The sequence below is a fragment of the Streptomyces sp. ICC4 genome (assembly GCF_003287915.1).
GTDB classification, from domain to species: domain Bacteria; phylum Actinomycetota; class Actinomycetes; order Streptomycetales; family Streptomycetaceae; genus Streptomyces; species Streptomyces tritrimontium.
The window spans coordinates 3,549,933-3,573,288 of the sequence record NZ_CP030286.1; the positions used below are offsets into that span (position 1 = coordinate 3,549,933).

Genomic DNA, 23,356 nt, shown 5'->3' on the forward strand with positions numbered 1-23,356 from the left:
CGTCAGACGGGCTGGGTGGCGAAGACGAAGAGGCCGTCGGCGCTGCGGACGACGGCGTACCCGTTCGCCGTGAACTGCGGCAGTTCCTCCATCTCGGCGGTGAGCAGCTTCTTGTCCCCGGCGCCGAGGGCGACGGCCTTCCCGCTCTCCAGCACCGCGTAGAGGACGCCGTTGCCCGGGAGGGCCCGCGGCCTGATGTTCTGCTCGTCCTTCGCCTGGCGCCACAGCTCCTTGCCGGTCTCCGGATTCCAGGCGACGGCGCCCTTGCCGTACTGCACGACGGCGGTCTTGCCGTCGGGTGAGACGGCCTGGCCGTCGTCATCGACGGTGCCGTTGGCGTCGATGCCCGGGCCCTCGGCGATCCGGCGACCGGTCTTGAGGTCGATCGACGTCAGGACCGCTTCGGTCCGGCCGTACGCGGACCACTCGAGGACGGCCTTGTCCCCGTGCAGCGGGGCCATCCGCGCGGTGGTCGCCGACTCCGGGGTGACCAGCTTGGCGATGGCGGCCGGCGGCGCGAGGTCCTTCGTGCTCCACGCCTTCTTGCCCGATCGGATGTCCGTCGCGACCAGCCACCCGGCGTACGGCTGGAAGGTGGTCTCCTCGGTCCAGGAGTAGCCGAGGCCGGGGCCGACCTGCCCCTTGCTTCCGAGGTACGAGAAGCCGGGGTTCAACGTCTCCCCGGCACCGATCGGGAGGAACCTGGCGTCGCCGCCGCCGGCGCTGGTGTCCACGACGTAGCCGCCCCGGACCGGGGTGTCCATACGGGAATCCCCGTCGAAGGTCGAGCTCCCCAACTGCTCGCCGGACGGCGCGTACATGGTCAGCACGGTCTGGGTGGAGGCCTTCTTCAGGTCCTTCTCCGGCGTGTCGACACGGGTACGCACCAGCAGCGCCGGCGAACCGTCCCGCCACTCGCCGACCTGCACGAGCCGCTCCGGCGCGTACGTCGCGGACCCGCCGTCCGCGGGCTTCTCGAAGTCGAACTTCTTGCGCACCTCGCCGCTCTTGGCGTCGAGGAGCCGGGCGGTGAGGCCGCCCGTGTCCGATGGCCCGGTGACGACGACGGCGTCCCCCAGCGCGCAGATGCTGCGCTCCGTCTTGTCCCCCTTGGACGCTTCACCCGCGCAGGTCATCCCGCCGCCGCCCGGCAGGCTCCACGCCTGCTCCTTGGCCAGCCCGGGCACCGGCGCGCCCGCGTAGACCGGGCCCTTCGCGGCAGACGGTGACGCCTCCCCCGCCTTCTGCGTCCCCCCACCGGCCTTGGCGTCCGTCCCCGCCCCTGCGGAGCACCCGGCGACAAGGCCCAGCGACAGTGCCGTACCGACCACTGCCGTCATACGCATGCGATTCAACTTCCCTACCCGGCTTTCCTCTTACTCGATCGCGCCCTCGCCGTGCAGCCTATGTCGATCACCGCCCACGACCGCACCCGGGCGATCGCGCAAGCGCCCCACCATTCCCGATCACTTTTGTCCCGATCACGCTCGACCTCGGTCACTCCAAGGAACGGACGGGGAACAAGGGAGAACGAAAGAGGCAACGGGCAACCCCGCCGAACCCCGATTCTCCAGGCTCGCGTCGTGCCAGACTCGCTCTCGAATGCGAAGCGAAACGGCGTCGTCACAGCGGGTGTTCGCCGTCGGGTTCGTGTCGCCCGGCGATCGTCGGATGGCGGCTCCCCGTGAGGGCGGACGGCTCTCGCGGTCACTGTTCAAGGGGAGGTTGACGATGAGCACGACTTTACGTTTCGGCCCGGAACTTCGCCGTTTACGAGTAGAAGCGGGGCTGACTCTGACCGAGTTCTCCGTGGCGCTCAACTACGACAAGGGGCACCTCAGCAAGGTCGAGCGCGGGGAGCGTTCCGCGTCCCCCGAACTGGCCCGGCGGTGCGACGCCTTCCTCGGCGCGGACGGCGAGCTGCAGCTCCTGGTCACCCGTCCCGAGACGGGCTCGGGCTCGGGCTCGGGCTCGGGCACCACCGAATCCCCCGCCGGTCCGAGCCGCTGGCTCGTCGGGCGCCGGGCGGTCCTCTCGGCGGGTACGGGAGCGCTGATCGACCTCGGCCTCAAACTCGGCGGTCAGGCGGTTTCAACCACCGACGACCCCCTCCTGCCCTCCTTCCGCATGCAGTTCGACCAGCTGCGGAAGCTCGGCCAGTCCACCGCGCCCAAGGTCCTGCTGCCCCTCTTGGAGACACAGACCCGCATGATCGCCGGACTTGCCGCCGACTCCCGGTCCGCCTCTCGGGCCCCCGCGCTCCTGCTCGCCTCGCGGTTCGCGGAGTTCACCGGCTGGATGGCCCAGGAGGCCGGGGACGGTGACGCGGCACTCGGCTGGACGGGCGAGGCCACCGAACTGGCGCGCGCCGGGGGCGACCCGTACCTCGGTTCCTACGCACTGGTGCGACGCGCCCTGGTCACGATGTACGGCGGGGACGCCGCCGGCACCGTCGCCCTGGCCCGCCGCGCCCAGAGCAGCGAACTCCCGCCGCGCATCCGGGGACTCGCGGCCCAACGGGAGGCCCAGGGGCACGCGCTCGTCGGCAACGAAGTCGACTGCCTCCGCAGCCTCGACAGGGCGCGGGAACTGCTCGGCAGCGACGACGCCCGCAACGGCGCCGAGCCCGTGATCGGCACCTCCCATGTGAGCGATCCGGCGGCGATGTCGACCGGCTGGTGCCTGCACGACCTCGGCCGCCCCAAGGCCGCCGCCGAGGTGCTCGACCAGGAGTACCGCCGCCTCCCGCCGCACGCGCTGCGCACCCGCGCCCGGTACGGCTTCCGCAGGTCCCTGGCCCATGCCGCTTCCGGAGAGGTCGAGCACGCGTGCACGATCGCCGCGGAGCTGCTCGGCGTCATGCCGGCCGTTCCGTCGGCGACCGTAAACAGCGACGTCCGGCGTCTCGCACGGGAACTCTCCAGGTTCCGGAGCAACCGCGCCGTACGTGATCTGCAGCCCGCGCTGGCACGCGTACTCGCCCCCGCGCACGACTGACAGCCGCTCCACGACCGACACCGGCTCGAGCCGCCCGGCTCGCCGGATCCCCGCTCCCGGTCCGTCGGGACCTGCGTTCAGGCTGCCCGCGCCCAGTGACCCGCCGGGCGGCGCGCCCTCCTCCGTACGCCTCCGATGGCTGCGCCATGCCACCACGAGGCCCCCATCTCCACCCTCTGTTCCTCTGACGAAGGGATTCGGCATGTCCGACGTCTTCATCAACTACCGCACAGGCGACGAGGAATCCGCCGCGACCCTGATCGCCCGGGAGCTCGTCCGGCGGTTCGGCCGCGAGCACATCTTCTTCGCCAGCAGTTCGATCGAGCTCGGACACCGCTTCCCGGCGGAACTGGACGGGGCGGTGGAGAAGTGCGACGCGCTCATCGCGGTGATCGGCCCGCGCTGGGCGAAGGTCCTGGGGCCCGACGGCCGCCCCGCCATCGAAGCCGAGCAGGACTGGACCCGCCGCGAGATCCGGACCGTGCTCGACCGCGGAGTCGTGGTCATCCCCGTGCTCGTCGGGAGGACCACGCGGATCGACCGCGCCGGCCTCCCGGAAGACCTGCGTGAGCTGGCGGACTGCCAGTACAAGCGCTTCGACCACCGCAACAGCGACGCGGACCTGGCGGTGCTCGGCGACCGCCTGGCCCGGCAGCTGCCCAAGCTGGGTGAGGCGGACCGCGACGCCCCCGCGGCGCGCGACAGGGCGGAAACGAAGTCCCGCAAGGGGTCGGCCAAGGACGCGGGGCACACCAGGATGCGGGCGCGCGACGTCGAGCAACGCGTGCGCGGCGGCATCGGAAACCTCAACGGCGACCTCGGCACCTTCGTCAACGAGCCGCAGGGGCCGGTGAACACCGGTCCGGGGCCCCAGTACAACGCCCCCCACTTCGAGGGCGACAACACCGGGGTGCAGTTCACCGCGGGCGACAACAGCGGTACGGTCCACCAGCGCTTCGAGCGCGAACGCCGGCCCTCGGACGACCAACGATGACCGCGCAGGACCGCGTCACCGTCAACGATGCGCGTGGCCCGGTGAACAACGGCCCGGGGCCCCAGTACGTCATCTACGGCGCCCGAGCTGCCCGGAAGATCCGCAGAACTGCGGAACCCCTGCGGATCGTCCGCGAAGACCGGTTGTATCTGGCCGACCGGTTCGCCCCGCCGGTGAACTACCGCGTCGCCGCCGACCGCCTGGAGAAACCCGGCTCGGTGGTGCTGCTCGACGCCCAGCCCGGCACCGGCCGTCGCGCCGCGGCGATCATGCTGCTGCACGAGCTCGGTGAGGACGGCGACACCGAAGGGGAAGACGTCCGGTTCGAGGAGCTTCCCACCCCGGACAAGCCCACGGACGGGGACGGGGACGGGGACGCGGACGCGGACGCGGACGCGGACGCGGAACCTGCTGCCCCCGGTGCGGGGGACCTCTTCCTCCTCGACCTCTCCCGGATCGCCGATGAGGAGGCGTACGCCGAGGCCCAGCACCGCTTGGCCAGGCTCCGGTCACAGGTCCAGGAGGCCGGGGCCCACTTGGTCGTCGTCCTGCCCTCGGGCATGATGCACGCCCATCCACCGGAGCTCGCACCGCACACGGTGACGCTGGAACGCCCCCGGGGCATCGCCGTCATCAACGGGTACCTCCGGATGGACCTGATGTCCTTCCGACCCGCGGACCTGGAGCGCCCCGACCTCCGGTTCCTGTGCGACCGCTCCCCCATGCGCGAACTGGCCCGGCTGGCGGGCCTGGTGAGGACCGCTCGCGACAGCGGCCGGTTCGGCACCGACTTCACAAGCTGGCTCGACCAGGCCCTGAGCGCGGTGACCGGGCGCGCCACCGAGGTGCGCGAGCGAGTGACCGCGGCCAGTACCGCGCCCGAGCGGGCCCTGCTGCTCGCGGCGGCGGTGTTCGAGGAAGCGCACGCCGACACCGTCCACGAGGCGTGGCGCGGCCTGCTGAAGACGGTGGGTCACGAGGAAGAGGCGGCCACCGAGCTCGCGCGGATGGATTTCGGGCAGCGGTTGACGGCCCTCGGGATCGATCGGGGCCCGGACGGACGGATCCGCTTCGAGCAACTGGCCTACGCCGAAGCGGTACGGACGTACTTCTGGACGAACTTCCCCGGACTGCGCGACAAGCTCGCCGAATGGATCGGCGTGGCCGCCGGGCTTCCCGGTCTGACCACCGACGACCGGGTGAACGTCGTCGTCCGCTTCGGCGAGCGATCGCTGGCCGCCGGGCGACCCGACGACCTCTTCGACCTCGCGGCCCTGTGGGCGAACGGTGCGGCCGGGGCGTCCAGCGACCCGCGAGCCGTTGCGGCCCTCGAACTCGGCCTCAGCCACGAGGGGTTCGGGGTCTGGTTCCGCAGGCGGATGTACGACTGCGTGCACTCCACCTCCTTGTCGGACGGTCTCGTCCGCGCCCTGACCGCCGCGTGCGTCCAGAGTCTCGCCTCGACCCACCCCGATCAGGCCGTGGTGCGGCTGCGGCACCTCGCCGTACGGGAAGGGGAGGCGGCCCGCGCGGCGGGGGAGGCGCTCTTCGGGCTCGTCGGAAACGACCGCCGGCTGTACCGGTTGCTGATCGACCGTCTACGGGTTCCGGCGCGCCGGGAGTCCCGCGCGGCCGAGCCCCCTCTTCGGCTCCTCACCGAGCTGTTGAGAAGCGATCGGGTACCGGACCCGCCACGGTGGCCGGTCCTGTTCCTGGGCTGGGAGACGGTGTTCTCCCAGCCGCCGACGAAGCTCTGGGACCCACTGGTGAAGAGCTGGCTCGACACCGTGGCGGGCGACCGTACGCGAGAGATGGCGCTGGAGTTGATGGTCGGGGCGACGCACGGCCGCACGATCGCCCTCCACCGCCTCTATGCCATCGCCTGCGACTGGGCGGGCGCGGCACGCGACCCGGTCCGGACGGCCGCCGCCGCCCGCTTGTGGCAGCACATCGACCAGGCGCAGTACGCCCGCGCCGACCGTACTCAGCGTGCGGGCAACGAACCACGGACCACGGAAGAGGCACGATGAGACTCCGCTCTCCCAGCCTGCTGCTCGTCGCTCTCTGCGGCCTCGCACCGGCTGTGCTCGGCAACCTCCTGCATTGGTCGGCGTGGCTGTGGGGCTTCATGTCCATGGGCACGACCTCGGGCTCGCTGCTGCTCGCGCTGACGTTCCTCGGGGGCGGCCACCCGCCCGCCGATCCGTCCCGGACCGGGGAGCCCGCGCCGCCCTTAGCGCCCACGGAGCAGCCGTACCAGGAGACGCGGGTGATCGACGCGGCGCTGCCGAGCGCCGTGGACGGCTACGACTTCCTCTTCTCGGCCACCGTGTGGTGGCGGCCGGTCCCCGACCACACCGGCCGGTCCGACGGCGCCTCCCCGGCTCTCGCCGTGTCCGCGGTCGTCAGCCGGGCCCTGGAGATCGTCCGTCGCGAGCAGCCGGGCCGGGCGAGCTTCGCGCGGTTCTTCCTGGAAGGAGAGCTGAGCGTCCCGCTCCCCGACCGGAACGGACGGGTGATGGCCATGGCGGCCGAAGCGACGCTGACGCTCGCCCCCGCCGACCGCGAGCGCCTGCGGAAGCTGAGTGACCTGCGCAAGGACGAGGAGATCTGGGAGCACGAGCGCCAACACGAACGCAACAAGCGGCGCTACCTCGGTGACGACGTGCTCCAGAGCGCGGGCAGTGCGGTGGTCTGGTGGCTCGCCCGGCACGAGAACGAGATCGAGAAGGCGGTCGACATGATCGGACCGCTCGCCCAGATCGCCGCGGCCGCCAACGACGAGGAGGTGCCCGAACTCTTCCGTCACCTGCTCGTCCCACCCGTGGGCGCGCGGAGCGAAGCGGCCGTCGGCGGTCGCCCGCTGTGGGACGACCCCGGCCCGGGAGCAGGGCCGCTCGACCGCGAGGCGGAGGTCGGGGCCGCAGACCGGCTGGTTCTGCTGCTGGCGGCGGTGGGCGTGAAGCCGGACATGGACGAGTACACGGTGCTCGTGAACCGTGTCGTGATGAGCTTGGAGATGGCCGAGCTGTACGAGGCCGCCGACGAGATCAGACGAACCCTCCTCCCGACGCCCGACCAGGGCGACGGCACTGGCGCTGGCGAAGACAAGGACGAGGACGAAAGCTGATCCGGCAAGCAGGTAAGCCCACGGGGCCCGACTCCGAAGAACCGGGCCCCGTGGGCACGTCACGCGTCAGACGTTGAAGCGGAACATCGAGTGCAGGGCTCCCACCTGCAAAAAACGCGGCTCCCAGTGATCGCATCCAGCACAGATCCAGCACGGTAGGCACCTCTCCAGCACCATCGATGGGCCGGCACAGATCCCCAGACGTTGTGTACACATGGGACACTCGGTACGCTTGTGCGCATGACGCAGCCGCTACCCATAGAGTCCATCCGCGACGTACGCGCACACCTGGCCGAGGTCGTGGAGCGCGCCGACCGTGACGACGTACCCACGGTGATCACGCGCCGGGGCAAGGAAGTGGCCGCCGTCGTCTCCATCGCGGTGCTGCGCAAGTACCAGGAATGGGAAGAGCGCGAGATCAACCGGATCATCGACGAGCGCATGGCCAACCCCGCGCCCGGCATCCCGATCGAGGACATCATGAGGGAGACGCTGGCACGCGGTGAGTGAGTACCGAACCGTCTTCCGCCCCGAGGCACAGGCCGAGCTTCGGAAGATCCCCCGCGACACGGCGCTGCGCATCCTGGCCAAGCTGACCGAACTGGAGACCGACCCCCTCGGCTTCAACACCACCGCCCTCGTGTCCCAGCCCGAGCGCCGCCGTCTGCGCGTCGGCGACTACCGCGTCGTCTACACGATCGACAACGGAGAGCTGGTGGTCTGGATCGTTCACGTGGGACACCGGTCCACCGTCTACGAGACCTGATTGCCGCTGACCCCACGTCAGAATATCCGGCACCAATCCAGCACGGTCACGACGAAGGGGTCGGACTCGACAGAGCGCAACCCGTCCTGACCTGCATGTTTGCCACGTCAGGGACCGAATGCCTGCGCCCCGCCCCTGCCCTGCGGCGGTGCCCCGCACAGGGCCCTGAACAGCCATTTGTCCGTTAACGTGCGGTGGCTCCCGATGGCTGTTTACGAGTGTCCTGCGGACTGGCCGGGTGTGCCGAGGCACGGAAATCCATGGCACTCCGGCCGGACCGTAAACAAGACTGCGCAGGTGAGCCACCGCTACCCCTGTCCCTGCCCCTGCTGCGGACACCGCGTGCTCGACGCCGTGCCCGGCTCCTACGAGATCTGCCCCGTCTGCTCCTGGGAGGACGACGGGGTCCAGTTCCGCTGGCCGACCATGGACGGCGGAGCGAACAAGATCTCCCTGATCGAGGCCCAGCTCAACTACCAGGACTTCGGCGCCTGCGACCAGCACGGCCGGCAGTACGTCCGCCCTCCGGCCGAGGACGAGCCGCTCGATCCTGCCTGGCGCCCCATCGACCTGACGCGCGACTCCTTCGAGGACTGGGAAGCCGAGGACCGCGCCCCGTGGCCCGATGACCGCTCGGTGCTCTGCTGGTGGCTCCCCACCTTCTGGCGCCGCGACCAACCGGCAGCGTCATGACGTTCCCCGTCCATCGAGGCACTCGTCCAACAGCTCGACGGTGACGACGACGCCTCGTACGGCGCCCGCGCGCGGCTGGTGGCCATCGGCGGGGGCGCGACCCTCGCGATCGCCGACGGGCCGCCCGCCCTGGGCCGCTTCGGCCGACTGACCGCCATCGAGGTCTTCGAGGAGGTGGCCGACCCACGCTACGGCCCCGCCCTCATCGCCCTCCTGGAGGACGACGAGCCCACCGTCAGGGAATGGGCGGCGGTCGCCCTGGGGAACCTGGAGATCGACGGCGCGGTCGAATCCCTGCGCCGCGCCGCGCCGCGCCGCGCCGACCGCGCCTGCCTGGAACGGGCGACCCCACCGGACTGGAGCGAGCCCGTCGGCATCCGCTGAGCCCTGACCGAACTCGGCGCCCGCACCCCGGTCACACCCCCGCTCACCGCCCGCCTGGGGCAGTCGTGGGCCTCGACGAGGCGGCAGCGCTGCTGCCTGGCTTCGACCGGGCCTCCCCGCCGGGATGACGATGATCGATCCGCTCCACGGCTGAATCCACGGCGGACGCGGCCGGGACGGCGGGCGTGGCGTCGGGATTTGTGCGGGTTGTCGGGTGATGATGGCGCCGTGCGACTTGATCACGTGTCCTATGCGGTGGCCCGCGACAGCTTCGTCTCGACCGTCCAGTGGATCGGATCGGCGCTCGGCGCCGGGTTCGTCGACGGGGGCGTGCACCCACGATTCGGCACCCGCAATTTCATTCTCCCGCTGAGCGGCGGCACCTACGTCGAGGTCGTCACCACACTCGACCACCCCGCCGCCGACCGCGCACCCTTCGGCCAGGCGGTCGCGCGCCGCGCCGCCGAGGGCGGCGGCTGGCTCGGCTGGGTGGTCTCCGTCGACGACATCGCCCCGGTCGAGGCCCGCCTCGGCCGCACCTCGGCCGAGGGCCATCGTGTCCGTCCCGACGGGTTCGACCTGAGGTGGAAGCAGATCGGCCTCCTGGAACTGCTGGAGGACCCGCAACTGCCCTACTTCCTTCAGTGGTCGGTCCCCATCGAGGAGCGCCCGAGCGCCGACCCGCGCACCTCCAGCACCATCCACGGGGTCTCCATCGCCGGCGACGCCGCCTCCATCGCCGAATTCCTCGGCGAACCGGCCGACCACCCCCTCGACCAGATCGACGTCACCTGGGTCGAGGATGAGGAACCGGGCCTGGTCTCGGTCGAGTTCGCCACCGCCCACGGCCCGGTCACGATCTGACCAGGGCCCGACCGCCCCGCGGGAAAGCGGCCGAAGGCCGCGGCGAGCCCGCCGACGACCGTGCACGGCCCCTGGCCCGCTGACCGTCACCGCGGGCCCGGCCGGCCCCAAACCCGGCCACTGGCCGCGCCCCCGGACCGGGCCGACTTCGACGGTGACCGCACCTGGTTCGCACCGGAGGACGTCCAGCTCGTCATCGAGGTCGTCTCCCCCGAGTCCGCCCATCGCGATCGCACAGTAAAGCTCCTCGCCGGGATCTTCCGGGGCACCCTCCAACGCCTGGTGCCCTTCCAGGTCAGCCTGGACCTCGACAAGCTCACGCAGCCCCGAAGCGGCTGAAATGCGGAAGGGGTCGGACTCATCGGAGTCCGACCCCTTCCGACCTGCAAGCTCGACAATCACCTAGCTTGCAGCGGCGACTCGATCACACGTTGAAGCGGAACTCCACCACGTCGCCGTCCTGCATGACGTAGTCCTTGCCCTCCATGCGGGCCTTGCCCTTGGAGCGGGCCTCGGCGACCGAGCCGCATTCGACCAGGTCCGCGAAGGAGATGATCTCGGCCTTGATGAAGCCGCGCTGGAAGTCCGTGTGGATCACGCCGGCCGCCTCGGGGGCGGTGGCGCCCTTCTTGATCGTCCAGGCGCGGGTTTCCTTCGGGCCGGCCGTCAGGTAGGTCTGCAGGCCCAGGGTCGCGAAGCCGACGCGGCCCAGGGTGGCCATGCCGGGCTCTTCCTGGCCGACCGACTGGAGGAGCTCGAGGGCCTCGTCGTCGTCGAGCTCGATGAGCTCCGCCTCCAGCTTGGCGTTCAGGAAGATCGCCTCGGCCGGGGCCACCAGCGCGCTCTGCGCGGCCTTGAAGGCGTCGTCCGTCAGCTCGTCCTCGTCCACGTTGAAGACGTAGAGGAACGGCTTGACCGTGAGGAGGTGGAGCTCGTGCAGGAGGTCGCCCTGCTCCGTGCCCTTGGAGATGCCGTGCGAGAAGAGGGTGTCGCCCGCTTCGAGGATCTTCTGGGCCTTCTCCACGGCCGCGAGGACCGCGACCTTCTCCTTCTGGAGGCGGGACTCCTTCGTCAGGCGCGGCACCGCCTTCTCGATGGACTGGAGGTCCGCGAGGATCAGCTCGGTGTTGATCGTCTCGATGTCGTCCTTCGGCGAGACCTTGCCGTCGACGTGGACGACGTTCTCGTCCTGGAAGGCGCGGATGACCTGGCAGATCGCGTCCGACTCGCGGATGTTCGCGAGGAACTTGTTGCCGAGGCCCTCGCCTTCCGACGCACCGCGCACGATGCCCGCGATGTCGACGAAGTCGACCGTCGCCGGGATGAGCTTCTGCGAGCCGAAGATGCCGGCCAGGACGGCCAGACGCACGTCCGGGACACCGACGACGCCGACGTTCGGCTCGATGGTGGCGAACGGGTAGTTGGCCGCCAGCACGTCGTTCTTGGTCAGGGCGTTGAACAGGGTCGACTTGCCGACATTCGGCAGGCCGACGATTCCGATCGTGAGCGACACGTTGGCGACTTCCCGTAGCTGGAGGGGGGCGGCGGCCCGGAGTGGGCCATCGGACAGTTTACTTTCCGATGAGGGCGCCCGGATGTACGCGTGTCCGGGCACGCTATCGGCGGCCCCCCGCCTAGTTTTGTGGGGTGGAGCGATACAAGGCGCGTACGGTACGTCACCCAGCGGAGCGGGCCGCCAAGGCCCCGGAGGCAGCGGCCCCCGGGCGGCCGACGGTACGCCGGCTGCCGCGGCCCCGGCTCACCGGACTCGGCGGCGGCCTCTTCGCCTGCGCCGCGATGTTCCTGGTCGGCGGCTTCGACTGGCTGCTCTTCGATGCCTCGCTCTTCGCCTACGGGCTGCTCTTCCTGCCGGTGGCGGCCGCCACCGCCCTGTGGGTGCGGCCCGCCGACCTGATCACCGCGCCGATCACCGCCCCGATCGCCTTCGCCGCCGGAGTGTGGCCCGTGTCGGGCGGCTCCGGCGGCTTCGCGGGCGAGGTGATGGGGCTGGTGTCCGCGCTGTCCCTGCACGCCGGCTGGCTGTACGCCGGGACGCTCGTCGCCGCCCTGATCGTCGTGGTGCGCAAGGCCGTGCTCATCGGCAGGCGGCGCATGCCCCGCCGCGTCGCCTAGGCCCCTACGTCGCCAGGCGGCCCTACGTCGCCAGGCGGCCCTGCGTCGCCAGGCCCCGCCGCCCAGGCCCTACGTCGCCTTCGACGCCGTCCGCGCCGCCATCGCCGCTCCCACGATCCCCGCGTTGTTCTGCAGCTCCGCCGGGACGATCCGCGCCCGGACGCCCTCGATCAGCGGCAGGAACTTCTCCGGCTTGCGGCTCACGCCGCCGCCGATGATGAACAGGTCCGGGGAGAACAGCATCTCCACGTGCGCCAGGTACTTGCCCACCCGGTGCGCCCAGCGCTCCCAGGTCAGGTCCCCGTCCTCCTTCGCCTTCACCGAGGCCCGCGTCTCCGCGTCGTGCCCCCTCAGCTCCAGGTGCCCCAGCTCGGTGTTGGCCACCAGCCGCCCGTCCGTGAAGAGCGCGCTGCCGATGCCCGTGCCCAGCGTGAGCAGGATGACGGTGCCGCCGACCCCGCGCCCCGCCCCGTAGGCCATCTCCGCGACCCCGGCCGCGTCCGCGTCGTTGAGGACCGTGACGGGCCGGCCGTCCAGCCGCTCCGAGAGCAGGGCCGCCGTGTCGACGCCGACCCAGGCCTTGTCCATGTTGGCCGCCGACCGGGTCACCCCGCCCGTGACCACCCCGGGGAAGGTCACCCCCACCGGGCCGTCCCAGTCGAAGTGGCGCACCACCTCGACGACGCAGCCGGCCACCCCGTCGGGGGTGGCCGGCTGCGGTGTCAGTACTTTGTGGCGCTCCTGCGCCAGGTCGCCACGGTCCAGGTCCACGGGAGCGCCCTTGATCCCGGAACCGCCGATGTCCACGCCGAAGATCTGCATGCACACACCGTACGAAACGACCCGGCGGCCCGCCCGGCCCGCGCCGGGGCTACTTCCGTGCGGCGAGCTCCGCGGCCTCGGCGCGCAGGTCGCGGCGCAGTTCCTTCGGCAGCGAGAAGACGATCGACTCCTCGGCCGTCTTGACGAGCTCGACGTCCGCGTAGCCGCGCTGCGCGAGCCACTCCAGGACCTCCTCGACCAGCACCTCCGGCACCGAGGCGCCCGAGGTCAGACCGACGGTGGTGACGCCCTCGAGCCAGGCCTCGTCGATCTCGCTCGCGAAGTCCACGAGGTACGAGGCCTTCGCGCCCGCGTCGAGGGCGACCTCGACCAGCCGGATGGAGTTCGAGGAGTTCTTGGAGCCGACGACGATGACCAGGTCGGAGTCCGCGCCCATCACCTTGACCGCCTCCTGGCGGTTCGAGGTGGCGTAGCAGATGTCGTCGCTGGGCGGCGAGACGAGCAGCGGGAACTTGGTCTTCAGCGCGTCGACCGTCTGCATCGTCTCGTCGACCGAAAGCGTGGTCTGCGACAGCCAGACGACCTTCGACTCGTCCCTGACCTGGACCTTCGCCACGTCCTCGGGGCCGTCCACGAGGGTGATGTGGTCCGGGGCCTCGCCGGAGGTGCCGATGACCTCCTCGTGGCCCTCGTGGCCGATGAGGAGGATGTCGTAGTCCTCGTTCGCGTAGCGGATGGCTTCCTTGTGCACCTTGGTGACCAGCGGGCAGGTCGCGTCGATCGTCGCGAGCTTGCCGCGCGCCGCCTCCTCGTGCACCACGGGGGCCACGCCGTGCGCGGAGAACATCACGATGGAGCCCTCGGGCACCTCCTCCGTCCGCTCGACGAAGATGGCGCCCTTCTTCTCCAGGGTCTGGACGACGTACTTGTTGTGCACGATCTCGTGCCGGACGTAGACCGGCGCACCGTACTGCTCGAGGGCCTTCTCGACAGCGATCACGGCTCGGTCCACGCCCGCGCAGTAGCCGCGCGGGGCGGCGAGCAGGACGCGGCGGGATGCGGGAGCGGGGGCGGCAGCAGTCATGCGCTCCATCGTACGGGGGTCTCCAGGAGGCCGGACGTCCCCCGTTCGACGCAGACTGGGTCGAACGTCCGTACCGGCCCACCCCGGAGGAGCGATGGTGTCCGCGATGGATCCCCGTACGACGCCCCGCCCGGACGGCCCGCCCGGTACGCCGGGGGCGCCCGGCTCGGCGCTGCGGCGGAGCCTGGGATTCCGCGATCTGGTCGTCTACGGGCTGCTCTTCATCGCCCCCATGGCCCCGGTCGGCGTCTTCGGGACCCTGGACGCCAAGTCGCACGGCGCCATCGCCCTCGTCTACCTCGTCGCGACGGTGGCGATGGCCTTCACGGCCTTCTCCTACGCCCAGATGGTGCGCGTCGCCCCGCAGGCCGGCTCGGTCTTCACCTACGCCCGCAAGGGCCTGGGCGAGGGGCCCGGGCTGATCGCCGGCTGGATGGCGATGCTCGACTACCTGCTGATCCCCGCGGTCGCCTACCTGTTCTCCGGGATCGCCATGAACGCCCTGGTCCCGGAGGTGTCCCGGTGGGTGTGGACGGCCCTGGCGGTCGTGGTGACCACCCTGCTCAACCTGTGGGGCGTACGGGCCGCGGCCCGCGTGGGCTTCGCCGTGCTGGCCCTGGAGATCGTGGTCCTGCTGGTGTTCCTGGTCGCCGCCGTGACCGTACTGGCCCAGGGCGGGGCGCGGCGCGGCTGGCTCTCCCCGTTCACCGGCGACGGCTCGCTCGGCGGCTTCTCGACGGCCGCCGTGCTCGGCGCGGTCTCGGTGGCGGTCCTGTCCTACCTGGGCTTCGACGCCATCGCCTCCTTCGCCGAGGAAGTGACGGGAGGCAGCGCGAAGGTGGCCCGGGCGGTGCTGTTCTGCCTGGCGCTGACCGGAGTGCTGTTCATCGCCCAGACCTATCTGGCGGCCCTGCTGACCCCCGAGTCCGCCGCGGAGCTGGCGGCGGACCCGGCGAAGCAGGGGCCGGCCTTCTACAACGCGGTCGAGGCCTCCGTGGGGACCTGGCTGCACGACCTGGTCGCCGTCAGCAAGGCGATCGGGGCCGCCTTCGCGGCGCTGGCGGGGCAGGCCGCGGCCGGCCGGCTGCTGTTCGCGATGGCCCGCGAGGGGCGGCTGCCGCGCGTGCTCGCCCGCACCTCGCACGGCACGCCGCGCCCGGCCCTGCTGGTGGCCGCGACGGTCACGCTGGTCGCGGCCGTGTGGGCGGCCCGGCGCGACGACGGCCTCGACCACCTGGTCTCGGTGGTCGACGTCGGGGCGCTGGTGGCCTTCACGCTGCTGCACGCCTCGGTGGTCGGCTGGTTCGTCGTCAAGCGGCGGGGCGGCACCCCGAACTGGTTCAAGCACCTGCTGGTCCCGGTGCTCGGCGCCGCCGTGACGGTCGCCGTGATCGTCGAGGCCTCGTGGGAGGCGCAGCTGGTGGGGGCGGTGTGGCTGCTGGCGGGCCTGGGGGTGCTGGTGGCCCAGCGCGGGCGACGCGCGGGGGATCGGGGCGCCGGGCCCGACGCCGGTGTCAGTTCGGGCGGTTAGCCTGCGTGCATGGGTCTGAATACGTCGGCTGACGCGCCGCTGCCGGTCGGCCAGGTGTCCCGGCTCATCGGGGGCTGGATCGACAAGCTCGGCCAGGTGTGGGTGGAAGGGCAGATCACGCAGCTCTCGCGGAGGCCGGGAGCGGGGGTGGTCTTCCTGACGCTGCGCGATCCCTCGCACGACATCTCCCTGAGCGTGACCTGCTTCCGCCAGGTCTTCGACGAGGTCGCGGACTCCGTCACGGAGGGCGCGCGCGTCGTCGTGCTCGCCAAGCCCGAGTGGTACGCCCCGCGCGGGCAGCTGTCCTTGCGGGCGACGGAGATACGGCCCGTCGGCATCGGCGAGCTCCTCGCCCGCCTGGAACGGCTCAAGCGCTCGCTGGCCTCCGAAGGGCTCTTCGCGCTCGACCGCAAGAAGCCGCTGCCGTTCCTGCCGCAGCTGATCGGGCTGGTGGTGGGGCGGGCCTCGGCGGCCGAGCGCGACGTGCTGGAGAACGCGCGGCGCAGGTGGCCGGCGGTCCGCTTCGAGGTCCGCAACGTCGCCGTGCAGGGGGTGAACGCGGTGCCCCAGGTGATCCAGGCGGTCAAGGAGCTGGACGCCATGCCCGGGGTGGACGTGATCATCGTGGCGCGCGGCGGCGGCAGCGTGGAGGACCTGCTGCCCTTCTCCGACGAGGAGGTCGTACGGACCGTCGCGGCGGCCCGTACGCCCGTGGTCTCGGCGATCGGGCACGAGCCGGACTCCCCGCTGCTGGACCTGGTCGCGGACCTGCGGGCCTCCACGCCCACGGACGCGGCGAAGAAGGTCGTCCCGGACGTCGGCGAGGAGCTGGAGCGGGTGAGCCAGCTCCAGGGCCGGGGGCTGCGCGCCGTGCGCGGCCTGCTCGACCGGGAGGAGCGGGGGCTCGCGCACGCCCTGGCGCGGCCGGTCTTCGTCCATCCGCAGCGGATGGTGGAGACCCGGGAGGCCGAGGTGGACGCGCTGCTGGCGCGCGGCCGCCGGACGCTGGGCCACCTGCTGGACCGGGCGGACTCGGAGCTGGCGCACACGCTGGCCCGGGTGGTGGCGCTGTCCCCGGCGGCGACGCTGGAGCGCGGGTACGCGGTGCTGCAGCGGGCCGACGGGCACGTGGTGCGATCGCCGCAGGACGTGGCGGCGGGCGACGTGCTGCGGGCGCGGGTGGCGGAGGGAGCGTTCTCGGTGGAGGTCGCCGAGGGCGGCGCTGAGGTCGCCGCCGAGGAGGGCGTCACCGAGGGCGTCACCGAAGAGGGCGTCGAGGGCGTCTCGTAGGGCGGACGGGCGGCACACTGCCGCAACAAATTCGTTGTACTACACATATAAGGTGGGAGCGGGAATGGCCGGGACCGATGCGGCGCTGGGGTACGAGCAGGCGCGGGACGAACTGATCGAGGTCGTCCGCAAGCTGGAGGCCGGCGGCACCTCGCTGGAGGACTCCCTCGCGCTCTGGGAGCGCGGCGAGGAGCTCGCGAAGGTGTGCCGGCACTGGCTGGAGGGAGCCAGGGCGCGGCTGGACTCGGCGCTGGCGGCGCGCCAGGCCGGAGCGGACGCGGAGGGCGGGGAAGGCGGCCCGGAGTGACGTCGGTCACCACCTCGCGGATTTAGTTGAAGTTTCATCTATTTCCGTCGTAGTCTCGAGCCATCGCTTCAGTCCCGTACAGAAGAAGGCTTTCCGATGTCTCTCGTTCTCGACGCCGCCGCTCAGGACCTCCTCTTCCGTGAGGCGCGTACCGCCAACACGTTCTCCGACGAGCCGGTGACCGAGGAGCAGGTCCAGGCGATCTACGACCTGGTGAAGTTCGGCCCGACCGCCTTCAACCAGACGCCGCTGCGCGTCACCCTGGTCCGCTCCCCCGAGGCCCGCGAGCGCCTCGTGAAGCACATGGCCGAGGGCAACCAGGCCAAGACCGCCGCCGCCCCGCTGGTCGCGATCCTGTCCGCGGACAACGAGTTCCACGAGGAGCTCCCGCAGCTGCTCCCGCACTTCCCGCAGGCCAAGGACGCCTTCTTCTCCGAGCGCCCGGTCCGCGAGCAGTCCGCGCTGGTCAACGCCTCGCTGCAGGCCGCGTACTTCATCATCGGCGTCCGCGCCGCCGGCCTGGCCGCCGGCCCGATGACCGGTCTGGACTTCGCCGGCCTCCAGAAGGAGTTCCTGGACGGCGACCACACCCCGCTGATGGTCGTCAACATCGGCAAGCCGGGCGAGGACGCCTGGTTCCCGCGTTCCCCGCGCCTGGAGTTCGACCAGGTCGTCACCACCGTCTGAGGCCCGCCTCGGCAGTAGCGCGCGAAAAGGCCGCGCGCCCCGGAATCCCGGGGCGCGCGGCCTTTTCGCGTACGCGGTCCTGTTACTGCTGCTGCGCGCCCTGCTTGAACTCCAGCGCCGCGGCCATCGCCCCGAGCTCCTCGAAGGAGGCCGTCCCGGTCACCACCGTGACGTGGCCCGCCTCGCGCCGCACGAGGGCGTCGTACTTCTCGCCGTCCCAGCGCTCCCAGGCCTGGTCCCCGACCTGCTGCGTCTGCCCGGTCGCCTTCGCCTTCTGGGTGACCTTGTCGAGGTAGCCGGGGGAGGTGTCCGCGGACTGCTCGACCGCCACGTACTGCTGCTTCGGATCCAGGAAGCCCAGGTGCCAGGCGTTCGCCTTCTTCCGCTCGAACGCCACCGAGGTCGCCCGCCACTCCTGCGGCAGGCCGACGGGGGCGGCGAGGGGGTACGGGGCCGCCCGCCGGGCCGTGATCGTCTCGACGCGGTAGTCGACCACCCTCGTCGCGTCGGCGCCGTCGTCATGGGGGATGAAGATGTAGATCGCACCCACGACGAGGCCGAGCACCCCCAGCGATAGGAGCATGTCCCGGACCGTCTGCTTGCCTCTCATACCTGCCACGGGACCATCGTCCCGCATCGCCCGCGGCGGTCGACGCCGGGGTCGCCGTGGCGCGCCCCACGGAGCACAAGATGTCCGCTGAGGACAATCAGCTGACCGATATACCGCTCATACGTGACCCGGTCTGCTCAATTTGTCGACGTACCGATAGAGTCCAGGGACCCTCACTCCCGGCCGTCGCCGTACAGAAAGGTGCGCTCCGATGACCGAGCACAACCTGCCGCCCCAGCTCGAAGTCTCTCCGGAGGCCCCCGACCGCAACCTCGCTCTGGAACTCGTCCGGGTCACCGAGGCCGCCGCCATGGCCGCGGGCCGTTGGGTCGGGCGCGGCGACAAGCTCGGCGCCGACGGCGCCGCGGTCAACGCGATGCGGACCCTGATCTCCACCGTCTCGATGAACGGCGTCGTCGTCATCGGCGAGGGCGAGAAGGACGAAGCCCCGATGCTCTTCAACGGCGAGCGGGTCGGCGACGGCACCGGTGCCGAGGTCGACATCGCCGTGGACCCGATCGACGGCACCACCCTGAACGCCAAGGGCATGCCGAACGCCATCGCCGTCCTGGCCGCCGCCGACCGCGGCAGCATGTTCGACCCGTCCGCGGTCTTCTACATGGAGAAGCTGGTCACCGGACCCGAGGCCGCCGACTTCGTCGACATCAACGCCCCGGTCTCCGTCAACATCCGCCGCGTCGCCAAGGCCAAGAACATGGCCGTGGAAGACGTCACCGTGATCATCCTCGACCGCCCCCGCCACGAGGGCATCGTCAAGGAGATCCGCGAGACCGGCGCCCGCATCAAGTTCATCTCCGACGGCGACGTCGCCGGCTCGGTCATGGCGGTCCGCGAGGGCACCGGCGTCGACCTGCTCCTGGGCATCGGCGGCACCCCCGAGGGCATCATCTCGGCGTGCGCCATCAAGTGCCTCGGCGGCACCATCCAGGGCAAGCTGTGGCCCAAGGACGAGGACGAGCGCCAGAAGGCCATCGCCGCCGGCCACGACCTGGACCGCGTCCTGCACACCGACGACCTGGTCTCCGGCGACAACGTCTTCTTCGTCGCCACCGGCATCACGGACGGCGAGCTGCTGCGCGGCGTCCACTACCGCTCGGAGACCGCGACGACCTCCTCGCTGGTCATGCGCTCGAAGTCGGGCACGATCCGCCAGATCGACTCGACCCACCGGCTCTCGAAGCTCCGCGCGTACAGCGCGATCGACTTCGACCGCGCCCAGTAGGAGACCGGGCCGGCTCCGCGCCGGCCCGGCACGAACGGCAAAGAGGGGCGTTCCCGCGTGCGGCGGGAACGCCCCTTCCGTGTGGTCCGCGGCCGGCCTACGAGGCTTCGCGCAGCTCCACGGCCCGGCGGCGGCGCCGGGCCAGCACCACCCGGCGCTCGGCGGCCGTCAGGCCTCCCCAGACGCCGTAGGGCTCCGGCTGGAGCAGCGCGTGCTCCCGGCAGGAGATCATGACGGGGCAGCGGGCGCAGACGCGCTTGGCGGCGTCCTCGCGGGACAGCCGGGCGGCGGTCGGCTCCTTGGAGGGGGCGAAGAACAGCCCGGCCTCATCGCGTCGGCACACCGCGTCCGCGTGCCATGGGCCGTCCTCTTCCCTGGCCGGTACCCGCGGCTTCGGCACGGCCGCCGCCGGGCGCCCCTGAAGACTCTGGACGGCGGCTACCTGCAGGGACTGGCGCGGCGGATGCGGCACGGTCTACTCCTGACGACGTATACGCGAGCGAGAGACGATGCACCTGTCCCTACCCGCTGCGCGCGCCCCTATGCACCGAGTGCCTCCGATCCGGACGGTTCGACCGAAACGTGACGCCGCCCGGAACCGCGCCCTGACCGCCCGGTACGGGGCCCCGAGCGCCCGCCGCCGTCACGCGACGGGCGGCGTCCAGCCGGGCCGGCGGCCCAGGAAGGCGAGGAGCGAGCCGGCCGGGTCGGCGTCCGGGCCGGGCGCGGACGCGAGCGCCGGGGCGTAGGCGAATCCGCGCAGGGGCTCGGCGAGCACCTCCGCGCTCGGGCGCAGGGCCGCGGCGAGGGCGGGGGTCAGCGGGGAGTCCTGGCCGGTGGCCACCGCGATGTCCCAGGCGTGCACGGCCGCGTCGAGGGCGGCCGCGCCGACCGCGGTCTCGGCGGGGACGGTGAACGGGGGCAGCGGCACGGCGACTTCGGCCGTGCCCGGCGCGACCCCGGCGAAGGCCTCGGCGGCCGCGGCGAGGGCCGGCTCCAGCAGCTCGGCGGGGGCGGCGGACAGGGCGCCGGTGGGCGCGAACGGGTCCTCGGCCGGCCCGGGCCCGCCGGTGAGGCGCGCGGCGTAGGCGAGCTGGTCGCCGGCCGCGTGCTGGAGCACTTGGCCGACATTCCACTGGTCGCACGGGGTCGGGCGGTGCAGGCCGTCGGCCGGTATGCCGTCGACGGCCGAGCGCAGGGCGGCGTACGCCTGGTCGAGGAGGTCCCACTGGGATGCGGTCATGGGCCGACCCTAGGGCCGGACTCCGGCCAAGTGGCCTGATTCCGGGGCGGATTGCCGGCGTGTCGCCGAACTTTCCCGCCCCACGAACGCACTGCCCGCGGACGCGCTATCCGCCGAGGTGCTTGTGCGATCCGCGGGCCAGGTCCACCAGGCGGGCGCCGGGCTTGCGGCGGGACTCGATGTTGCCCAGCAGCGCGAAGGCGCGGACGATCACGACCGGCGCGTTCGGTTCGCTCTCGCCGCGCCCCTCACCGTGCACCTCGATGTTGCCGAGGAGCCCGCTGCCGTACCCGCGCAGCGTGACGTTCTCCGGAACCAGGACCTCGACGTTGCCGAGCACGCACGTCACGGTGATCTCGGTGACCTGCTGCTCGAAGACGGCCTGGGTGAGGTCGATGGTGATGTCGCCCATGACGGAGACCGCGCGGGTGAGCGCGCGCGGGTGCCACCGCCCCTTGCGGGAGGCACTGCCGCAGACCGCGACGACCGTCTCGCCCGGATCACCCGGCGGCGGTCCCACAGGGGTCCCGTCGGCGTACGCGGGCTCGCGCCGGGGGCTCGCGCCGGGCGCGGGCAGGTCCCGTACGAGCACGTCCAGCTCGCCGACCGTCTTGAGGGCGTACAGCGAGTCGAGGCGGTCGGAGTGCTCCTGCGAGGTCAGCCGGCCCTCGGCGACGGCATCGGCGAGGATCTGCGCGATGCGGTCCCGGTCGGCGTCGGAGGCGCGCAGCTCGGCGCCGGGCGCGGGGGCGGGGGCCGGTACGGATGGGGGCTGCTTTTCCAGGTCCACGCACCCCAGCATAGCGAGACACGATAGATCGCGATACTGGCCAGTGAGCCTTACCTCACAACAAAAGCCACCGGAAGAGGTCCTACGCTGGATACCGCGCTGCCAAACGGTCGTCAGCGCCGTCTGCCGAGTGAGGGAATGACTGCCGTCATGCCAGAGTTTGCGTACACCGACCTGCTGCCCCTGGGCGAGGACTCCACCCCGTACCGCCTGGTGACCTCCGAAGGCGTCTCGACCTTCGAGGCCGACGGCCGTACGTTCCTCAAGGTCGAGCCGGAGGCGCTGCGCAAGCTCGCCGAAGAGGCGATCCACGACATCCAGCACTTCCTGCGCCCCGCGCACCTCGCGCAGCTGCGCCGGATCATCGACGACCCCGAGGCCTCGGCGAACGACAAGTTCGTCGCCCTCGACCTCCTGAAGAACGCGAACATCGCGGCGGCCGGCGTCCTGCCGATGTGCCAGGACACGGGCACGGCGATCGTGATGGGCAAGCGCGGCCAGCACGTCCTCACCGAGGGCGGCGACGAGGCGGCCCTGTCCCGCGGCATCTTCGACGCGTACACCCGCCTGAACCTGCGCTACTCGCAGATGGCCCCGGTCACCATGTGGGAGGAGAAGAACACCGGCTCGAACCTGCCCGCGCAGATCGAGCTGTACGCGACCGACGGCGGCGCGTACAAGTTCCTCTTCATGGCCAAGGGCGGCGGCTCCGCCAACAAGTCCTTCCTCTACCAGGAGACCAAGGCGGTCCTCAACGAGGCCTCCATGATGAAGTTCCTGGAAGAGAAGATCCGCTCGCTCGGCACGGCGGCCTGCCCGCCGTACCACCTGGCGATCGTGGTCGGCGGCACCTCGGCGGAGCACGCGCTCAAGACCGCGAAGTACGCCTCGGCCCACTACCTGGACGAGCTCCCCACCGAGGGTTCCCCGCTGGGCCACGGCTTCCGCGACGAGGCCCTGGAGCAGCAGGTCTTCGAGCTGACCCAGAAGATCGGCATCGGCGCGCAGTTCGGCGGCAAGTACTTCTGCCACGACGTCCGCGTCGTCCGCCTCCCCCGCCACGGCGCGTCCCTCCCGATCGCCATCGCCGTCTCCTGCTCCGCCGACCGCCAGGCCACCGCGAAGATCACCGCCGAGGGCGTCTTCCTGGAGCAGCTGGAGACGGACCCGGCGCGCTTCCTCCCGGAGACGACTGACGAGCATCTCGCCGAGTCCGCGGACGTGGTCTCCATCGACCTGAACCAGCCGATGGACGACATCCTCGCCACCCTCACCAAGCACCCGGTCAAGACCCGCCTCTCCCTGACCGGCCCGCTGGTCGTGGCCCGCGACATCGCGCACGCCAAGATCAAGGAACTCCTCGACTCCGGCGCGGAGATGCCCCAGTACCTCAAGGACCACCCGGTCTACTACGCCGGCCCCGCGAAGACCCCCGAGGGCTACGCCTCGGGCTCCTTCGGCCCGACCACGGCCGGCCGCATGGACTCCTACGTCGAGCAGTTCCAGGCGGCGGGCGGCTCCAAGGTCATGCTGGCCAAGGGCAACCGCTCGCAGCAGGTGACGGACGCGTGCGGCACGCACGGCGGCTTCTACCTCGGCTCCATCGGCGGCCCGGCGGCGCGCCTCGCCCAGGACTGCATCAAGAAGGTCGAGGTCCTGGAGTACGAGGAGCTCGGCATGGAGGCGGTCTGGAAGATCGAGGTCGAGGACTTCCCGGCCTTCATCGTGGTCGACGACAAGGGCAACGACTTCTTCGTCGATCCGGCCCCGGCCCCGACGTTCACCCACATCCCGGTCCGCGGCCCGGGCCTGTAAACCACACCGAGG

The 23,356-nt window shown here is 71.4% G+C and carries 24 protein-coding genes and 1 pseudogene; 17 read left to right on the forward strand and 8 right to left on the reverse strand.

The features are described from left to right. Positions 1–2: 2 nt before the first annotated feature. Complete coding sequence (locus DRB89_RS16495) at positions 3–1,346, reverse strand: PQQ-binding-like beta-propeller repeat protein (RefSeq protein WP_162688605.1); 1,344 nt, start codon at positions 1,344–1,346, stop codon at positions 3–5. A 385-nt stretch (positions 1,347–1,731) separates the two neighbouring features. Here DRB89_RS16495 and DRB89_RS16500 point away from each other — a divergent pair, with 385 nt between their 5' ends. The 10 genes and pseudogenes from DRB89_RS16500 to DRB89_RS16545 form a co-directional block, all read left to right on the forward strand. Beyond that, positions 1,732–2,997, forward strand: a complete 1,266-nt coding sequence (locus tag DRB89_RS16500) for a helix-turn-helix transcriptional regulator (protein ID WP_112446855.1) — start codon at positions 1,732–1,734, stop codon at positions 2,995–2,997. Between the two features lie 202 nt (positions 2,998–3,199). Further along, a complete protein-coding gene (locus DRB89_RS16505; protein ID WP_112446853.1) occupies positions 3,200–3,991 on the forward strand; it encodes a toll/interleukin-1 receptor domain-containing protein in 792 nt (263 codons plus the stop codon). Next, positions 3,988–6,021 carry a hypothetical protein gene (locus DRB89_RS16510; RefSeq protein ID WP_112446851.1) on the forward strand — a complete coding sequence of 678 codons (2,034 nt, stop codon included), beginning with the start codon at positions 3,988–3,990 and terminating at the stop codon, positions 6,019–6,021. Before DRB89_RS16505 ends, DRB89_RS16510 begins: the two co-directional genes overlap by 4 nt. Next, positions 6,018–7,121, forward strand: a complete 1,104-nt coding sequence (locus DRB89_RS16515; protein WP_239516181.1) for a hypothetical protein — start codon at positions 6,018–6,020, stop codon at positions 7,119–7,121. The genes DRB89_RS16510 and DRB89_RS16515 overlap by 4 nt, the downstream gene beginning before the upstream one ends. Before the next feature lie 240 nt (positions 7,122–7,361). Beyond that, positions 7,362–7,631, forward strand: coding sequence for a type II toxin-antitoxin system Phd/YefM family antitoxin (locus DRB89_RS16520; protein WP_112446849.1), 270 nt, complete (start codon positions 7,362–7,364; stop codon positions 7,629–7,631). Further along, positions 7,624–7,887, forward strand: a complete 264-nt coding sequence (locus DRB89_RS16525) for a type II toxin-antitoxin system RelE/ParE family toxin (RefSeq protein WP_112446847.1) — start codon at positions 7,624–7,626, stop codon at positions 7,885–7,887. Before DRB89_RS16520 ends, DRB89_RS16525 begins: the two co-directional genes overlap by 8 nt. A 297-nt stretch (positions 7,888–8,184) precedes the next feature. Then, a complete protein-coding gene (locus DRB89_RS16530) occupies positions 8,185–8,580 on the forward strand; it encodes a CPCC family cysteine-rich protein (RefSeq protein ID WP_239516182.1) in 396 nt (131 codons plus the stop codon). A gap of 78 nt (positions 8,581–8,658) precedes the next feature. Next, a complete protein-coding gene (locus DRB89_RS16535) occupies positions 8,659–8,964 on the forward strand; it encodes a HEAT repeat domain-containing protein (RefSeq protein WP_239516183.1) in 306 nt (101 codons plus the stop codon). Between the two features lie 228 nt (positions 8,965–9,192). Beyond that, positions 9,193–9,828, forward strand: a complete 636-nt coding sequence (locus DRB89_RS16540) for a VOC family protein (protein WP_112446841.1) — start codon at positions 9,193–9,195, stop codon at positions 9,826–9,828. Between the two features lie 141 nt (positions 9,829–9,969). Next, positions 9,970–10,167, forward strand: a pseudogene (locus tag DRB89_RS16545) (Uma2 family endonuclease); the annotation flags it as partial. 85 nt (positions 10,168–10,252) lie between these two features. Here the strand turns inward: DRB89_RS16545 and ychF are convergent. Next, the gene (ychF, locus tag DRB89_RS16550) at positions 10,253–11,341 is read right to left on the reverse strand and encodes a redox-regulated ATPase YchF (RefSeq protein ID WP_112446840.1); all 1,089 of its coding nucleotides are present in this window, start codon (positions 11,339–11,341) and stop codon (positions 10,253–10,255) included. 134 nt (positions 11,342–11,475) lie between these two features. Between ychF and DRB89_RS16555 the strand changes: the two genes are divergently transcribed. Continuing rightward, a complete protein-coding gene (locus tag DRB89_RS16555) occupies positions 11,476–11,961 on the forward strand; it encodes a DUF6542 domain-containing protein (RefSeq protein WP_112446838.1) in 486 nt (161 codons plus the stop codon). A gap of 69 nt (positions 11,962–12,030) precedes the next feature. Here the strand turns inward: DRB89_RS16555 and DRB89_RS16560 are convergent, their stop codons facing one another. Next, positions 12,031–12,783: an ROK family protein gene (locus tag DRB89_RS16560; RefSeq protein ID WP_112446835.1), complete on the reverse strand. Its 753-nt coding sequence runs from the start codon at positions 12,781–12,783 to the stop codon at positions 12,031–12,033. Positions 12,784–12,832: 49 nt separating this feature from the next. Further along, positions 12,833–13,828 carry a 4-hydroxy-3-methylbut-2-enyl diphosphate reductase gene (locus DRB89_RS16565; RefSeq protein ID WP_112453199.1) on the reverse strand — a complete coding sequence of 332 codons (996 nt, stop codon included), beginning with the start codon at positions 13,826–13,828 and terminating at the stop codon, positions 12,833–12,835. 106 nt (positions 13,829–13,934) lie between these two features. Here DRB89_RS16565 and DRB89_RS16570 point away from each other — a divergent pair, with 106 nt between their 5' ends. The 4 genes from DRB89_RS16570 to DRB89_RS16585 all read left to right on the forward strand — a co-directional run bounded on the left by DRB89_RS16570 (position 13,935) and on the right by DRB89_RS16585 (position 17,643). Then, complete coding sequence (locus tag DRB89_RS16570; RefSeq protein WP_239516184.1) at positions 13,935–15,359, forward strand: APC family permease; 1,425 nt, start codon at positions 13,935–13,937, stop codon at positions 15,357–15,359. A 9-nt stretch (positions 15,360–15,368) separates the two neighbouring features. Next, a complete protein-coding gene (xseA, locus tag DRB89_RS16575; RefSeq protein WP_239516185.1) occupies positions 15,369–16,649 on the forward strand; it encodes an exodeoxyribonuclease VII large subunit in 1,281 nt (426 codons plus the stop codon). 64 nt (positions 16,650–16,713) lie between these two features. Next, entirely contained in the window at positions 16,714–16,956 is a 243-nt protein-coding gene (locus DRB89_RS16580; protein ID WP_112446833.1) for an exodeoxyribonuclease VII small subunit, read from the forward strand. A gap of 96 nt (positions 16,957–17,052) precedes the next feature. After that, positions 17,053–17,643, forward strand: coding sequence for a malonic semialdehyde reductase (locus tag DRB89_RS16585; protein ID WP_112446831.1), 591 nt, complete (start codon positions 17,053–17,055; stop codon positions 17,641–17,643). 82 nt (positions 17,644–17,725) lie between these two features. Here DRB89_RS16585 and DRB89_RS16590 read toward each other — a convergent pair whose 3' ends face one another. Next, positions 17,726–18,253, reverse strand: a complete 528-nt coding sequence (locus DRB89_RS16590; protein WP_204357988.1) for a DUF4245 domain-containing protein — start codon at positions 18,251–18,253, stop codon at positions 17,726–17,728. 211 nt (positions 18,254–18,464) lie between these two features. On the opposite strand from DRB89_RS16590, the gene glpX reads away from it, so the two are divergent. Further along, entirely contained in the window at positions 18,465–19,496 is a 1,032-nt protein-coding gene (glpX, locus tag DRB89_RS16595) for a class II fructose-bisphosphatase (protein WP_112446828.1), read from the forward strand. Between the two features lie 97 nt (positions 19,497–19,593). On the opposite strand, the gene DRB89_RS16600 is transcribed toward glpX, so the two are convergent. From DRB89_RS16600 to DRB89_RS16610, 3 genes are all read right to left on the reverse strand, one after another. Then, complete coding sequence (locus tag DRB89_RS16600) at positions 19,594–19,896, reverse strand: WhiB family transcriptional regulator (protein WP_239516805.1); 303 nt, start codon at positions 19,894–19,896, stop codon at positions 19,594–19,596. Between the two features lie 243 nt (positions 19,897–20,139). Further along, a complete protein-coding gene (locus DRB89_RS16605) occupies positions 20,140–20,739 on the reverse strand; it encodes a TIGR03086 family metal-binding protein (protein WP_112463317.1) in 600 nt (199 codons plus the stop codon). Positions 20,740–20,845: 106 nt separating this feature from the next. Then, a complete protein-coding gene (locus DRB89_RS16610; RefSeq protein ID WP_112453196.1) occupies positions 20,846–21,529 on the reverse strand; it encodes a DUF1707 domain-containing protein in 684 nt (227 codons plus the stop codon). 150 nt (positions 21,530–21,679) lie between these two features. On the opposite strand from DRB89_RS16610, the gene DRB89_RS16615 reads away from it, so the two are divergent. After that, positions 21,680–23,344 carry a fumarate hydratase gene (locus tag DRB89_RS16615; protein ID WP_112463318.1) on the forward strand — a complete coding sequence of 555 codons (1,665 nt, stop codon included), beginning with the start codon at positions 21,680–21,682 and terminating at the stop codon, positions 23,342–23,344. Positions 23,345–23,356 lie beyond the last annotated feature (12 nt).